Source organism: Micromonospora sp. NPDC003944 (assembly GCF_053605225.1).
On sequence record NZ_JBSGIV010000040.1, the window covers coordinates 27,611 to 43,466 of the forward strand.

12 protein-coding genes are annotated in these 15,856 nt (G+C 71.9%); all 12 read left to right on the forward strand.

Translation table 11 applies throughout. The annotated features are described in order from the left end of the window. The first annotated feature begins 409 nt into the window (after nucleotides 1-409). The 12 genes from ACWER9_RS20235 to ACWER9_RS20290 all read left to right on the forward strand — a co-directional run bounded on the left by ACWER9_RS20235 (nucleotide 410) and on the right by ACWER9_RS20290 (nucleotide 15,815). Nucleotides 410-1,576, forward strand: coding sequence for an inositol-3-phosphate synthase (locus ACWER9_RS20235; RefSeq protein ID WP_452303288.1), 1,167 nt, complete (start codon nucleotides 410-412; stop codon nucleotides 1,574-1,576). Continuing rightward, complete coding sequence (locus ACWER9_RS20240; protein ID WP_452303289.1) at nucleotides 1,560-2,450, forward strand: SCO3242 family prenyltransferase; 891 nt, start codon at nucleotides 1,560-1,562, stop codon at nucleotides 2,448-2,450. Before ACWER9_RS20235 ends, ACWER9_RS20240 begins: the two co-directional genes overlap by 17 nt. Next, a complete protein-coding gene (locus ACWER9_RS20245; protein ID WP_452303290.1) occupies nucleotides 2,447-3,367 on the forward strand; it encodes a sugar phosphate isomerase/epimerase family protein in 921 nt (306 codons plus the stop codon). The genes ACWER9_RS20240 and ACWER9_RS20245 overlap by 4 nt, the downstream gene beginning before the upstream one ends. 53 nt (nucleotides 3,368-3,420) lie before the next feature. Continuing rightward, nucleotides 3,421-4,029 (forward strand): EboA domain-containing protein, encoded by a 609-nt coding sequence (locus ACWER9_RS20250; RefSeq protein ID WP_452303291.1) that lies wholly within the window; start codon nucleotides 3,421-3,423, stop codon nucleotides 4,027-4,029. Then, on the forward strand, nucleotides 4,030-4,887 hold the full coding sequence (locus tag ACWER9_RS20255; protein WP_357845432.1) for a TatD family hydrolase: 858 nt from the start codon (nucleotides 4,030-4,032) through the stop codon (nucleotides 4,885-4,887). It abuts the gene before it with no gap. Next, nucleotides 4,887-6,086, forward strand: a complete 1,200-nt coding sequence (eboE, locus tag ACWER9_RS20260) for a metabolite traffic protein EboE (protein WP_452303292.1) — start codon at nucleotides 4,887-4,889, stop codon at nucleotides 6,084-6,086. Before ACWER9_RS20255 ends, eboE begins: the two co-directional genes overlap by 1 nt. Continuing rightward, nucleotides 6,083-7,498, forward strand: a complete 1,416-nt coding sequence (locus ACWER9_RS20265) for an alkaline phosphatase family protein (RefSeq protein WP_452303293.1) — start codon at nucleotides 6,083-6,085, stop codon at nucleotides 7,496-7,498. The genes eboE and ACWER9_RS20265 overlap by 4 nt, the downstream gene beginning before the upstream one ends. Further along, nucleotides 7,495-8,562, forward strand: a complete 1,068-nt coding sequence (locus tag ACWER9_RS20270; RefSeq protein ID WP_452303294.1) for a polyprenyl synthetase family protein — start codon at nucleotides 7,495-7,497, stop codon at nucleotides 8,560-8,562. Before ACWER9_RS20265 ends, ACWER9_RS20270 begins: the two co-directional genes overlap by 4 nt. 218 nt (nucleotides 8,563-8,780) lie before the next feature. Then, entirely contained in the window at nucleotides 8,781-11,639 is a 2,859-nt protein-coding gene (locus tag ACWER9_RS20275) for a PQQ-dependent sugar dehydrogenase (RefSeq protein ID WP_452303295.1), read from the forward strand. A 75-nt stretch (nucleotides 11,640-11,714) separates the two neighbouring features. Next, nucleotides 11,715-13,829 carry a ThuA domain-containing protein gene (locus ACWER9_RS20280; protein ID WP_452303296.1) on the forward strand — a complete coding sequence of 705 codons (2,115 nt, stop codon included), beginning with the start codon at nucleotides 11,715-11,717 and terminating at the stop codon, nucleotides 13,827-13,829. Between the two features lie 263 nt (nucleotides 13,830-14,092). Then, entirely contained in the window at nucleotides 14,093-14,596 is a 504-nt protein-coding gene (locus ACWER9_RS20285) for a sensor histidine kinase (protein ID WP_452303297.1), read from the forward strand. A gap of 211 nt (nucleotides 14,597-14,807) precedes the next feature. Beyond that, nucleotides 14,808-15,815: a sugar phosphate isomerase/epimerase family protein gene (locus tag ACWER9_RS20290; RefSeq protein ID WP_452303298.1), complete on the forward strand. Its 1,008-nt coding sequence runs from the start codon at nucleotides 14,808-14,810 to the stop codon at nucleotides 15,813-15,815. Nucleotides 15,816-15,856 lie beyond the last annotated feature (41 nt).

Below are 15,856 nucleotides of genomic sequence, written 5' to 3' on the forward strand. Positions count from 1 at the left end.
GGAGGACCTGATGACACCGCCCGCCGCCGCCCTCATTCGTTCCGCGCCCGTTCGCCGGTCTCCGGCGGGTCGTGGCTCGGTCGGTGTCGCGGTGGGCGCGGCGGCCTGAGACGCCCGGCCGGGGCAGACCAATGCCCCGACCGGCCGGATGCGGGGGAGGCAGGGTCGAGACGCCGACCCGACCCTGCCTACCAGCCCCGTCTGCTCGCACCTGCCGGGATCCGGTCCGGCGTCGTCGCCGCCGACGCCGACGTCGGAAGCCGGTGCTGTTCCGGTGCGGGGCGAGCGGACGGGGCCCATCCACCCGGCCCGAAACTTTCCGAAACCGGCCCGTATCTTTCCGAAACATATTCTGATATTCCTATATTTAGCAGTACCGACGGTTCCTCGTGGACGGGGAAGGAGCACCATGCGAACAGGTGTCTGGCTGGTAGGAGCGCGCGGGTCCGTCGCGACCACCAGCATCGTCGGGGCGCTCGCGCTGCGGGCCGGCCTGGCCGGGCCCACCGGCTGTGTCACAGAGCTTCCCGAGCTGCGCGGTCCGGCCCTGCCGGCCTTCGCCGATCTGGTCTTCGGCGGGCACGACGTGGCCACCACCCCGCTGTGCAAGCGCGCCGAGGCGCTTGCCGACGCCGGTGTCATCCCCTGGCGGCTGGTCGCCGCGCTCCGCGACGAGTTGGGCGTGGTCGAGCAGGAGTTGCGCCCCGCACCGACCGGCGACACCCAGGCCGACCGGGCCGCCGTGGTGGTCGGCGACCTGACCAGCTTCCGCGAGCGACACGATCTGGACCGGGTGGTGGTGGTCAACGTCTCCGCCACCGAGCCGTCCCCTCGACCGCACCCCGGGCACGCCGACCCGGCCGCGCTGCGCGCCGCCCTCGACGGGCCGGACGAGGTGCTGCCGGTCAGCTCCCTCTACGCGTACGCGGCGCTGCGCGCCGGCTGCCCGTACGTCGACTTCACCCCGTCCACCGGGCTGCGGCTGCCGGCGCTCGCCGCGCTGGCCGAGGAGGCCCGCCTGCCGTACGCAGGGCACGACGGCAAGACCGGCGAGACCCTGGTCAAGTCGGTGCTCGCGCCGATGTTCGCGATGCGCAACCTGGCCGTGGGCTCCTGGTCCGGGGTCAACCTGCTCGGCGGTGGCGACGGCGCCACCCTCGCCGACCCGGCCGCGAACGCGGCGAAGGTGCAGAGCAAGCAGCGGGTGCTCGGCGAGACGCTTGGCTACGTCCCGCAGGGCGGCACCCGCATCGAGTACGTCGAGGAGCTTGGCGACTTCAAGACCGCCTGGGATCTGATCACCTTCAGCGGTTTCCTCGGCACCGGCATGCGGATGGAGTTCACCTGGCACGGTTGCGACTCCGCGCTGGCCGCGCCGCTGGTGCTCGACCTGGCCCGACTCACCGCCGCCGCACACGCCGCCGGGCTGGTGGGGCCGCTTGCCGACCTGGCCTTCTTCTTCAAGGACCCGCTTGGCGCGCCCACCCACTCGCTGGGTGAGCAGTGGGCCCGGCTGACCGCCTTCACCCGGCACCTGCACGACGGCGGGGACGGTACCCATGACAACGTTGGCTGATCTCGCCGAGCTGGTCCGGGCGCCGGCTGCGCTCTCGGTGCCCGGTGACGTGATCGCCGGTGCGGCGGCGGCCGGCGCGCTGAACCCGCGTACCCCCGCTCTGGCCGGTGCCTCGGTGCTGCTCTACTGGGCCGGCATGGCCGCCAACGACTGGGCCGACCGGCGTCTGGACGCCGAGGAACGGCCCGAGCGGCCGATTCCCAGCGGGCGGATCACCTCGGCCGCCGCGGTCGGTCTCGCGGCGGGCCTCACGGCCGCCGGCGTGGGCCTGGCCGCCGCCGTGGGCGGTCGCCGCGCCGCCGCGCTCGCCGTGCCGCTTGCCGCCAGCATCTGGGGGTACGACCTGCTGGCCAAGAACACCGCCGCCGGCCCGGCCGTGATGGCCGTCTGCCGCGGGCTGGACGTGCTGCTCGGCGCGTCCGGCGGCCGGATGCCCCGGGCGTTGCCGGCGGCGGCAACAGTCGCCGCGCACACCTGGACGGTCACCGCGCTGTCCCGCCGGGAGGTCACCGGCGCCGACGCCGCCCTGCCGATGCGTACCCTCGCCGGCACCGCGTTGGTGGCCGCCAGTGCCGCCGTCGCCGTGCCGGGTGTCCGCCGTGCCGCGGGTCGCAGCCGATCGGCCGGGGTCGCCGCGGTGCTGCCCGCCGTGCTGGCCGGCTGGTACGCCGCCCGTTACGGTGCGGCCCAGGCCGCGGTGGTCCGGGACCCGTCGGCCGGGCGGGTCCGCGCGGCGGTCGGTGCCGGGATCACCGGCCTGCCGGCCCTGCAGGGGGCCCTCACCGCGCGGGGCGGAGCAGGTCTGCTCGGAGTGGCCGTCGCGGCGGCCGCGCCGCTGGGTCGACGGCTGGCCCGGAAGGTCTCCCCGACGTGAACGTCCCCGAGGCCCGGTCGGGGGCGCCGGCCGCCGACGCCACGACGCTGCGTCTCGGGTACGGCACGAACGGCTTCGCCAACCACCGTCTCGACGACGCGCTCGCCGTCATCGCCGACCTCGGCTACGACGGGGTGGCGCTCACCCTGGACCACGACCACCTGGACCCGTTCGCGCCCGGGCTCACCCGCCGGGTCGCCGCGGTCGGTCGACGGTTGGAGTCGCTGGGCCTGGCGGTGGTCATCGAGACCGGGGCCCGCTACCTGCTCGACCCGTGGCAGAAGCACGCGCCGACGCTGCTGCACGACGACCCGACCCGGCGGGTCGAGTTCCTGCGCCGGGCCGTGCGGATCGGTGCCGACCTGGGCGCGGAGGCGGTCTCGTTCTGGGCCGGCGTCCGACCCGAGTCGGTGTCACCGCAGTGCGCCTGGGACCGGCTGGTGGCCGGCTGCGCCACGGTTGTCGACGCGGCCGACAGCGCGGGCGTCACCGTCGGCTTCGAACCGGAGCCGGGAATGCTGGTGCAGGACATCGCCGACTGGCGTCGGCTGCACGACGCCCTCGACAACCCGGCCCGCTTCGGCATCACCCTCGACATCGGTCACTGCCGGTGCCTGGAGCCCTGGCCGGTGCCGCAGTGCGTCGCCGAGGTCGCCGGCCACCTGGTCAACGTCCAGATCGACGACATGCGCCGAGGCGTGCACGAGCACCTGGAGTTCGGCGTCGGCGAGATCGACTTTCCGCCGGTGCTGGCCGCCCTGGCGGCCGCCGGATACCAGGGGCTGGTCGCGGTGGAGCTGCCCCGCGACTCGCACGCCGCACCCGCAGTGGCCGCCCGGTCGATCGAGTTCCTGCGGGCCGCCGCGGCGACACCAGACGAGACGCCATCCGCGAAAGAGGCCCCGGTGCATATGTAGGTGCGGAGCAGAGGGTGGCGTGGCACCGGGAGCAGCACAAGGGAGGAGACGGGATGACACCGGATTCACTACGGGCCGCGCTGGGAGGCGTACCCGATCCCGACTGGCTGGACACGGCGCTGCGCCGGGTCGCGGCCGAGCCCACCGCGATCACCCGGCTCTTCCCCGCCGTCGGCCGACGCTGCGGTCGGGCCGCGCTGCCCGAGGCCCCCGGCTGGACCGCCGACGACGCGGCCCGGGTGCTGCTGCTCACCACCCTGCCCGGTGACCACGCGTCGTACGCCGAGAGCCTCTACCAGCACGGCGACGCGGCCGAACGACGAGCCGTGCTGCGGGCCCTGCCGCTGCTGCCGATCGGCGCCGAGGCGGTTCCGCTGCTGCACGACGCGATCCGGACCAACGACACCCGGCTGGTCGCCGCCGCGCTCGGCCCGTACGCGCGGCACCTCAAGCCGGCAGCCTGGCGGCAGGCGGTGCTCAAGTGCGTGTTCAGCGGCGTCCCCCTGGCGGCCGTTGCCGACCTGGAGACCCGGGCCGACAGCGAGCTGACCGCGATGCTCGCCGCGCTTGCCGCCGAACGGCACGCCGCCGGCCGCGAGTTGCCCGCCGACGCCACCGACCTGCTCCACCGGCTCACCGCCGCACTGCCCCGGGAGGCGTGAATGCGCATCTTCGACCCCCACATCCACATGACCTCACGCACCACCGACGACTACGAACGGATGGCCGCCGCCGGCGTGCGCGCCGTGGTGGAGCCGGCGTTCTGGCTGGGGCAACCCCGCACCAGCGCCGCGTCGTTCACCGACTACTTCGACTCGCTCATCGGTTGGGAACCGTTCCGGGCCGGGCAGTTCGGGGTGCGCCACTTCGCCACCATCGCGCTGAACCCCAAGGAGGCCAACGACCCGCGCTGCCGTCCGGTCCTCGACCTGCTGCCCCGCTACCTGGACAAGGACGCGGTGGTGGCGGTCGGCGAGATCGGGTACGACTCGATGACGCCCGAGGAGGACGAGGCGTTCGCGGCGCAGCTCGCCCTGGCGGTGGCGTACGACCTGCCGGCGCTCGTGCACACCCCGCACCGGGACAAGGCGCGCGGCTGCGAGCGGACCCTCGCCGTGGTCGCCGAGTCCGGCATCGACACGGGTCGGGTGGTCGTCGACCACCTCAACGAGGTGACCGTCAAGCTGGTCCGCGACAGCGGCTGCTGGCTGGGCTTCTCCATCTACCCGGACACCAAGATGACCCCGCAGCGGATGGTGGAGCTGCTGCGGGAGTACGGCACGGAACGGATGCTCGTCAACTCGGCCGCCGACTGGGGACGCTCCGACCCGCTGCTGACCCGGGCCACCGGCGAGGCGATGCTGCTGGCCGGCTTCAGCGACGACGACGTCGACACGGTGCTGTGGCGCAACCCGGTGGAGTTCTACGGGCAGTCGGGGCGACTCGACCTCAGCGACCTGGAAGACCCCGCCGCCGTGGACCCGCAGACCGGCAACTCGATCCTGCGCGGCGGCAGCTGATGCGGTTGCGACATGCCGGCGGCGAGACCGTCCACCTCGGCTACTGCACAAACGTGCACCCCGCCGAGGACCTCGCCGGCATCCTCGGTCAACTGGACACCTACGCGGTGCCGGTGCGCGAGGCGCTCGGCAGCGACCTGCTCGGGCTCGGCCTGTGGCTGGCCGCGCCGGTCGCCGCCGAGCTGGCCGCCGACCCGACGCTCCGCCGCCGGTTGCGCAGCGAGCTGGACGCGCGCGGGCTGGAGGTGGTCACCCTCAACGGCTTCCCGTACGCGGCCTTCCAGGCGCCGGTGGTGAAGCAGGACGTGTACCACCCGGACTGGACCACCGAGCAGCGTCTGACGTACACCCTCGACCTGGCCCGGGTGCTCGCCGACCTGCTGCCCGACGACGCCGTCCGGGGCTCGATCTCCACCCTGCCGCTGGCCTGGCGTCGACCGTGGGACACCGACCGGGCCGATGCCGCCCGGCGTCGGCTGGACCAGCTCGCCGCCGGTCTGGCCACGGTGCAGCGGGACACCGGCCGCGAGGTGCGTGTCGCCTTCGAGCCGGAGCCCGGCTGCGTCGTGGAGAGCACCGGTCAGGCGGCCGCGCTGCTGTCCGGGATGGACACCGACCGGCTCGGCGTCTGCCTCGACCTGGCCCACCTGGCCTGCGCCTGGGAGGAGCCGGCCGAGGCGCTGCACCGACTGCGGGCGGCCGGCCTGCCGGTGGTGAAGGTGCAGGTGTCGGCCGCCGTGGAGGCCGCCGACCCGGAGGGCGGGGTTGAGGCGTTGCGCCGGTGGGTGGAGCCCCGCTTCCTGCACCAGACCCGGGGCGCCGGGTGCGCCGGCCTGGCCGACCCGGCCGACCCGACGTACGCCGCCGACGACCTGGACGAGGCGCTGGACCGGGAGCTGCCCGGCCCGTGGCGGGTGCACTACCACGTACCCCTGCACGCCCCACCCGAGGAGCCGCTCGGCTCGACCCTGCCGGTGCTCCGCGCAGCCCTGAGAGCGCTCTTCGACGGCCCGGCCGCCGGCTGCGACCACCTCGACGTCGAGACGTACACCTGGGGGGTGCTGCCGGCCGCACGACGGCCCGGCACCGACGCGGAGCTGGCCGCCGGCATCGCCGCGGAGCTGGCCTTCGCCCAAGACGAACTGGTCGGCCTCGGTCTGACCCCGCAGCGATCCGTGAGCATGGGAGTGGAGCGATGAGTCAGCGCCTGGTGGTGCTCGACGTGGTGGGGTTGACCCCACGACTGCTGAAGCACATGCCTCGACTGCGCGGGGTCGCCGACGGCGGCTTCCAGGCCGAGCTGGGCACCGTGCTGCCCGCCGTGACCTGCTCGGTGCAGTCCACCTTCCTCACCGGTGAGCCGCCCAGCGGGCACGGGATCGTCGGCAACGGGTGGTATTTCCGGGAGCTGGGTGAGGTGCTGCTGTGGCGGCAGCACAACGCGCTCGTCGGTGGGGACAAGCTCTGGCAGGCCGCCCGGAGGGCCGAGCCCGGCTACACCGTGGCAAACGTCTGCTGGTGGTACGCCATGGGCGCGGACGTCAACTGGACTGTCACGCCCCGCCCGGTCTACTACGCCGACGGGCGCAAGGAGCCGGACTGCTACACCGACCCGCCGGAGCTGCACGACGCGCTCACCGGGCGGTTGGGCACGTTCCCGCTCTTCACCTACTGGGGACCGACGGCCGGGCTGCCGTCGTCGACGTGGATCTGCCAGGCGGCCGAGCAGATCCTCGCCGACGTGTCACCCGACCTGACGCTCGTCTACGTGCCGCACCTGGACTACGACCTGCAACGCTTCGGTCCCTCGTCGGCCCAGGCCGCCGCGGCGGCAGCCGAGCTGGACGCGGTGCTCGGCCCGCTGCTGGACGCCGCCCGGGCGCGGGACGCCACGGTGGTGGTGCTGTCGGAGTACGGCATCACCGACGTGTCCCGGCCGGTGGACGTCAACCGTCTGCTGCGTGCCGAGGGGCTGCTGCGGGTGCACACCCAGGCCGGCATGGAGTACCTCGACCCGTGGACGTCGAAGGCGTTCGCGGTCGCCGACCACCAGATCGCGCACGTCTACGTCAAGGACCCGGCCGACGTGCCGGCGGTGGCGAAGCTCTGCGCCGGCCTGCCCGGGGTGGCCGAGGTGCTCGACGCGGACGGCAAGGCCGCACACGGACTGGACCATCCGCGCGCCGGTGAGCTGGTGCTGGTGGCCGAGCCGGATGCCTGGTTCACCTACTACTACTGGCTCGACGACGCCCAGGCACCGGACTTCGCCCGGCTCGTGGAGATCCATCGCAAGCCGGGGTACGACCCGGCGGAGCTGTTCTTCGACCCGGCCAACCCCGGTGCCGCGAAGGCCCGCGCCGGGGTGGCCCTGGCCCGCAAGAAGCTCGGCATGCGTTACCTGATGAGCGCGGTCGGCCTGGACGCCGGCGCGCAGGCGGTGCGGGGCTCGCACGGGCGGCTGCCGGACGACCCGGCGGACGCCCCGGTGCTGCTCTGCTCCGACCCGAGCGCCGCCCGGGACACGATCGCGGCGACCGAGGTCAAGGCGCTGCTGCTGGAGCTGGCCGGCTTAGCTGCTGACGGCGCGAGCGGCTCGGGGGAGCGGACATGACGGTCACCGTCGCGCCCGCCGACGCCAGCGAGCTGCGGGCACGCTTCGACGCGGAGCTGGCCGGGTTCCTCAGCAGGCAGGGCCCGGACTGGCCGGACGGGGCGCCGCGGGGCGTGTTCACCGCGCTCCAACGGTTCGTGCTGGCCGGCGGCAAGCGGTTGCGACCGCTCTTCTGTTACTGGGGCTGGCGCGGTGCCGGGGCGGCCGACGGCACCCCGATCGTGGTGGCCGCGGCGGCCCTGGAGCTGTTCCACGCGTTCGCGCTGATCCACGACGACATCCTGGACGGCAGCGACCGCCGCCGGGGTGAGCCGTCGGTGCACCGGCTCTTCGCCGACCTGCACGCCCGCTCGTCGTGGCGCGGCGACCCCGAGGCGTACGGCCGCAACACCGCGCTGCTCTGCGGGGACCTCTGTGCGGCCTGGTCGGACCAGATGTTCCACGAGTGCGGGCTGAGCACCGAGGAGGTACACCGGGGGTACAGCGTGTTCGCGCTGATGCGTACCGAGGTGATCGCGGGGGAGTACCTGGATCTGGTGTCGGGCGTAGGTGACGGCTCGGTGGCCAGCGCGCTCACCGTGATCCGGATGAAGGCTGCCCGCTACACGGTCACCCGCCCGTTGCAGATCGGCGCGGCCCTGGCCGGCGCGGGGCCGGAGCTGATCGCCGCGCTTGGCGAGTTCGGTGACCCGCTTGGCGACGCGTTCCAGCTCCGCGACGACGTCCTGGGCGTGTTCGGTGACCCGGCCGTCACCGGCAAGTCGGTCCTTGACGACCTGCGGGAGGGCAAGCCCACGGTCATGATGGCACTGGCCCGCAGCGCCGCCGACCGCCCGCAGACCATCCGGCTGCGGGAGTTGTTCGGCAACCCGGCGTTGGACGCCGACGGCGCGGCGGAGCTGCGCGACATCATCGAGGCGACCGGCGCGCGGGAGCGGATCGAGCAGATGATCCGGGTCCGCACCGAGGCCGCGCTCTCCGCTCTGCAGAGCGCCGTGCTTGCCGACGAGGCCCGCGCGGCGCTTGTTGCGCTGGCCGGGCAGGCGATCGATCGACGCGCCTGACCGGCGACTTTCGATCAAATTGACAAAAGTTGATGCTGAACTGCCGGAAGGTATGGACACATCGACACCTGCGACTTAGTGTCGTGAGCAACACGAGAATGTTTCGTCGAGGTGAACCGGCGGCGCGGTAACCCATCGACCCCCCACCACCGCTACGGCATCCGGCGCGACGGCGCGCGCCCGGCCTGGCAGTCACACGTCAGGAAGGGACAGCACAGATGTCTATGAAGGACGCCCCCAGACCACGGTCCCGACGATGGTCCTCCGCCGGATCAGCACTGCTGCTGGCGGTCGCCGCCGGCACTGTCGCACTTGCCGCCGGCTCCGCCCCCGCGCAGGCGCACACGATCGTCGCCAGCGACTTCCAGCAGGTCGAGTTGGCCCGCGGCGTCGCCGACATGGGTGAGCCGATGTCGCTTGCGGTGCTGCCGGACCGCTCGGTCCTGCACACGGCCCGCAACGGCACCCTGCGCCGCACCGACGCGAACGGCACCACCTCGGTGATCGGCACCCTGTCGGTCTACACCCACGACGAGGAGGGGTTGCAGGGCGTCGGCGTCGACCCGGGCTTCGCCAGCAACCGGCAGATCTACCTCTACTACGCCCCGCCGCTCTCCACCCCCGGCGGCGACGCGCCCGCCACCGCCACCGACTTCTCGGCCTGGAACGGGGTGAACCGCCTCTCCCGGTTCACCCTCAACTCGGACTTCACGCTCAACCAGTCCAGCAAGGTCGACGTGCTCGACGTCCCGGCCAACCGGGGCATGTGCTGCCACGTCGGTGGCGACATCGACTTCGACGCGGCCGGCAACCTCTACCTGTCCACCGGTGACGACACCAACCCGTTCGAGTCGGCCGGTTACTCGCCGCTCGACGAGCGGACCAACCGCAACCCGGCGTACGACGCGCAGCGCAGCGCCGGCAACACCAACGACCTGCGGGGCAAGATCCTGCGGATCAAGGTGAACGCGAACGGCACGTACTCCATCCCGTCGGGCAACCTCTTCGCACCGGGCACGGCCCAGACCCGCCCGGAGATCTACGCGATGGGGTTCCGCAACCCGTTCCGGATCAGCGTGGACAAGGCCACCGGCGTCGTCTACGTCGGTGACTACGGGCCGGACGCCGGCTCCACCAGCTCCACCCGCGGGCCGTCCGGCCAGGTGGAGTTCAACCGGGTCGCCGCGCCGGGCAACTTCGGCTGGCCGTACTGCACCGGCACCAACACCAGCACCGAGACGTACAACGAGTGGGACTTCGCCACCAACGCCAGCGGGGCGAAGTACAACTGCACCGGCGGGCCGACGAACAACTCGTTCCGCAACACCGGCCGGACCACCCTGCCGCCCGCCCAGCCGGCCTGGATCCGGTACGCCGGTGACGCCGGCACCCCGACCGAGTTCGGCGGCGGCTCCGAGTCGCCGATGGGCGGCCCGGTCTACCGGTACGACGCCTCGTCGACCTCCACCACCAAGTTCCCGCAGTCGTTCGACGGGCAGTTCTTCGCCACCGAGTTCGGCCGGGGCTGGATCAAGCCGATCCACGTCAACTCGGACGGCTCCCGGGGCACCATCGACACCTTCCCCTGGGTCGGCAAGCAGGTGATGGACTCGGCGTTCGGCCCGGACGGCGCGTACTACGTGCTCGACTACGGCACCGGTTACTTCAACGGTGACGCCAACTCGGCGCTCTACCGCTTCGACTACGTCGGCGGCGGCAACCGGGCGCCCACCGCGAAGGCAAGCGCCAACCGCACCTCCGGCGCGGCGCCGCTCGCGGTGACCTTCTCCTCGGCCGGCTCGTCCGACCCCGAGGGTGGCACGTTGACCTACTCGTGGGCCTTCGGTGACGGGACCACCTCGACGGCGGCCAACCCGACGAAGACCTACAGCACCAACGGCACCTACACCGCCACGCTGACGGTACGGGACCCGCAGGGCGCCACCGGCAGCAGCAGCGTGCAGATCAACGTCGGCAACACCGCGCCCACGGTGACGATCAACAACCCGGGCAACGGTCAGTTGTTCAGCTTCGGCGACACGGTGCCGTTCAGCATCACCGTGACCGACCCGGAGGACGGCACGATCGACTGCTCGAAGGTCAAGATGACCTACGTGCTCGGCCACGACCAGCACGGCCACCAGATCACCTCGCAGAACGGCTGCTCCGGCACGATCACCATCCCGGTCGACGGTGAGCACGACGACGCGGCGAACATCTTCGCGATCTTCGACGCCGAGTACACCGACGCCGGTGGCCTGACCACGCACACCCAGCACACGCTGCCGCCGCGGCACCGCCAGGCCGAGTTCTACGGCACCTCGTCCGGGATCAACGTGTTCAGCAAGACCCCGGCCGAGGGCGGCAAGACCGTCGGCGACATCAACAACGGCGACTGGATCGCGTTCCAGCCGTACCGGCTGGGCAACGTCACCTCGTTCAACGCCCGGGTCTCCTCGGCGGGTGCCGGCGGCACCCTCCAGGTCCGGGCCGGCTCGGCCACCGGCACGGTGCTCGGCTCGGCCACGGTCCCGGTGACCGGCGGCTGGGAAACCTTCACCACGGTCACCGGGACGATCAGCAACCCCCCGACCGGCACGACCACGCTGTACCTGACCTTCGCCGGGTCGGGCACCGGGGCGCTCTTCGACCTGGACGCCTTCAGCCTCGTCACCGGCACGCCGCCGGCCGGCGGGGCCGGGGCGATCAAGGGTCTGGGCGGCAAGTGTCTGGACGTGCGGAACGCCGCCACCGCCGACGGCACGCAGATCCAGATCTACACCTGCAACGGCAGCGCCGCGCAGACCTGGGCGGTCACCCCCAACTCCACGGTCAAGTCGTTGGGCAAGTGCCTGGACGTCTCGGGTGGTGCCACCGCCGACGGCACCAAGATCCAACTCTGGACCTGCAACGGAACCGCCGCGCAGAACTGGTCCGCCCAGGCTGACGGCACGCTGCGCAGCCCGGCGTCCGGCAAGTGCCTCGACGTCTCCGGCAACAACTCCGCCGACAGCACCGTGGTCCACCTGTGGACCTGCGTCAGCGGAGCCGCCAACCAAAAGTGGACCCTGCCCTGAGCTGGCGGGAGGGGCCTCTCGACCACGCCTAGTGTGAGGCGAGGGGCCCCTCCTAACCGCAATTAGGAGAGCGATATGCGCAGACGCCTACGACCCGTCCTCGGTGCGGCAATGGCCGCACTCGCCGTCATCGCCTGCACCACACCGGCCACCCCGGCCAGTGCCGCCGACGCCCCGTACGACGTGCTGGTCTTCTCCAAGACCGCAGGTTTCCGGCACGACGCGATCCCGGTCGGCATCCAGACCATCCGCGACCTGGGGGCGGCGAACAACTTCACCGTCACCGCCACCGAGGACGCCGCCGCGTTCACCACGAGCAACCTCAACCAGTACGAGGCGGTCGTCTTCCTCAACACCACGGGCGACGTGCTCAACGCCAGCCAGCAGACCGCATTCGAGTCGTACATCGGCTCCGGACGCGGGTACGTCGGTGTGCACGCCGCGGCCGACACCGAGTACGACTGGCCGTTCTACGGCAACCTGGTGGGCGCGTGGTTCGCCTCGCACCCCGCGATCCAGCAGGCAAACATCAAGGTGGAGGACCGGGGGCACGCGGCCACCGGGCACCTGCCGCAGACCTGGACCCGCACCGACGAGTGGTACAACTACCGCACCAACGCCCGGTCGACGGCCCACGTGCTCGCCACCCTCGACGAGTCGTCGTACTCCGGCGGCGGAATGGGCGCCGACCACCCGCTGAGCTGGTGCAAGAGCTACGGCGGCGGCCGCTCCTTCTACACCGGCGCGGGCCACACCCAGGCGTCATACGCGGAGTCGAACTTCCGCAACCACCTGCTCGGCGGCATCCGGTACGCCTCCGGTCGGAGCAAGGCCGACTGCCGGCCCGAGACCGGCTACACCCCGATCTTCAACGGCTCGACCGCCGGTTGGTCACAGGCCGGTCCGGGCAGCTTCACCAACTCCGACGCCACCCTGACCTCGGTCGGCGGCATGGGGCTGTTCTGGTACAACGCGAAGCAGTACACCAACTACTCGCTGAAGCTGGACTGGAAGCTGGCCGGGGACGACAACTCCGGCATCTTCATCGGGTTCCCACCGTCGAGTGACCCGTGGTCGGCGGTGGACAACGGCTACGAGATCCAGATCGACGCCACCGACGCGACCGACCGCACCACCGGCGCGGTCTACACCTTCAAGTCCGCCGACATCGCCGCCCGCGACGCGGCGTTGAACGCGCCGGGCGAGTGGAACACGTACGAGCTGCTGGTCGAGGGCGAGCGGCTGCAGATCTTCCTGAACGGGGTGAAGATCAACGACTTCACCAACACCAACCCGGTACGGTCGCTGGCCGGCCACATCGGCATCCAGAACCACGGCACCGGTGACGACGCCTACTTCCGTAACATCCGGATCAAGGAGTTGGGCACCACCCCGCCGCCGAGCGGGAACACCACGATCCAGGCCGAGGCGTTCAGCTCGGCCAACGGGGTCAGCGCGTTCACCAAGGCGGGCGCCAACGGTGGGCAGACCCTCGGCTACATCGAGCCTGGTGACTGGGCCGCGTACAACGGCGTCAACCTGACCGGGGTCACCTCGTTCACCGCCCGGGTCGTCTCCGGGGGTGCGGGCGGCACCATCCAGGTACGCACCGGCTCGGCCACCGGCCCGGTGCTCGGCTCGGTGGCGGTGCCGAACACCGGCAGCTGGAGCACCTACGCCAACGTCACCACGGCGCTGTCGAACGTTCCGTCAAGCACCCAGAACCTCTACCTCACCTTCACCGGTAGCGGCACGGGGCTCTTCGACCTGGACGACTTCACCCTGGTCAAGGGCAGTGGTGGCAGCACCGGGGTGGGCCCGATCAAGGGCCTGGCCGGCAAGTGCCTGGACGTGCGCAACGGCGGCACCGCCGACGGCACCCAGATCCAGCTCTACACCTGCAACGGCAGCACGGCGCAGACCTGGACCGTGACGCCGAACTCGACGATCAAGGCGCTCGGCAAGTGCCTGGACGTCAACGGCAGCGGCACCGCCGACGGCACCAAGATCCAGCTCTGGACCTGCAACGGCAGCGGCGCCCAGAACTGGGCCGCGGCGTCCGACGGCACCCTGCGCAACCCGTCGTCGGGCAAGTGCCTGGACGTCTCCGGCAACAACTCCGCCGACAGCACCGCCGTACACCTCTGGACCTGCCTCAACGCAGCAAACCAGAAGTGGACCCTGCCCTGACCGCCTGACCCGCAGGGGCCGACGGCGTGAGCCCCGGCCCCTGCGGCGCTCACCCCCCGCCCCACCCCGCCCCGGCCTCCGCCCCCTGCGCTCGTCGATCTTGCACTTTCTGCGGCGACACATGCCGCAAGGCCGAAGTTTCGGCAACCCAAAGTGCAAGATCGGCGGGGTGGGGGGTGCGGGGCCGGGGTGGGGGCGCGTCGGGGGGCGGAGTGCGGGGACGGGGGCGGTGGCTCACAGGTGGCTGCCGTACCTTGACCTGCATGGGGTTGTTCGCGCAGTGGCGCGGGACGGTGCTGGCGCGAGGCCATCAGTTGCTCGGTGCGCTGGGCCGGGCGGAGGAGTCCGACGACCCGTCCGGGCCGACGCCAAGCCTGAACCGTCTCGACGCTCTGGTGGAGGGCTTCACCGCCGGTCAACCGGTGCGGTGGAGCATGGCGGGGCAGCCTCGCCCGCTGCCCGGCCCGGTCGACGTGGTGGCGTACCGGATCATCGAGGAAGCGCTGACCAACGCCGACCGGCACGCGCCTGGCGCACCTGTCGGTGTCCGTCTGCGCTACGACGCCGCGGGCATCACCATCGAGATTCGCGACGAGGGCGCCGGTCCCGCTCCGTCCGGCGGCGGCACCCAGGCCGCCGGTCGGGGTCTGCTGGGGGTACGCCGGCGCGCCGAGCGACTCGGCGGCACGTTCTCGGCCGGCCCGCGCGCCGGGGGCGGCTTCACCGTACGGGCCGTCCTGCCCGCGCCCGAGGAGGTGGCCGAATGATCGGCCGGCTGCGGGGCTTCCCCGATGGGGTGGCGCGGAAATAGGGTGGGGGCGGCGACCGTGCTGGTGGCCGGTGACCCGGTGGGAGGCGCAACCCGCCGGGTTCAGGTGTGTTCCGCACCCACCGGTGACCGCCCGAGCGTCGCGTACGTCCGGTCACCCTCGCCCCGGTCCGCACATGGAATCCCCATCACATCAGGGGAGAAGGACAATGGCGCGACCCATCACGCTCTTCACCGGCCAGTGGGCCGACCTCCCGTTCGAGGAGGTCTGCCGGCTCGCCTCCGAGTGGGGCTACGACGGTCTGGAGATCGCCTGCTGGGGCGACCACTTCGAGGTCGACAAGGCGCTCGCCGACGACTCGTACGTCGAGCGTAAGAAGGAGACCCTGGCGAAGCACAACCTCCAGGTCTTCACGATCTCCAACCACCTCGTCGGTCAGGCGGTCTGCGACCACCCGATCGACGAGCGGCACCAGGACATCCTGCCCGGCCGCATCTGGGGCGACGGGGAGCCCGAGGGTGTTCGCCAGCGGGCCGCCGAGGAGATCAAGGACACCGCGCGGGCTGCGGCGAAGCTCGGGGTGAAGACCGTCGTCGGCTTCACCGGTTCGTCGATCTGGCACACCCTCGCGATGTTCCCGCCGGTGCCGCCGGCGATGATCGAGCGCGGCTACCAGGACTTCGCCGACAGGTGGAACCCCATCCTCGACGTGTTCGACGAGGTGGGGGTGCGGTTCGCGCACGAGGTGCACCCGAGTGAGATCGCGTACGACTACTGGACGACCAAGCGGACGCTCGAGGCGATCGGCAACCGGCCCGCGTTCGGGCTGAACTGGGACCCGTCGCACTTCGTGTGGCAGGAACTGGACCCGGTGAACTTCATCTTCGACTTCGCCGACCGGATCTACCACGTGGACTGCAAGGACGCGAAGGTGCGTACCGGTGACGGCCGGCGTGGCCGGCTCGCCTCGCACCTGCCCTGGGCCGACCTGCGTCGTGGGTGGGACTTCGTCTCCACCGGCCACGGCGACGTGCCCTGGGAGGACTGCTTCCGCGCGTTGAACGCGATCGGCTACGACGGCCCGATCTCGGTGGAGTGGGAGGACGCCGGGATGGACCGGCTGGTCGGTGCCCCGGAGGCGTTGCAGTTCGTCCGCCGGCTCGCCTTCGACGCTCCGAGCGCCGCCTTCGACGCGGCGTTCAGCAGCAAGGACTGACCGTACGCCGGACAGACCACGGGCCGGTCGCCCTGCGGCGA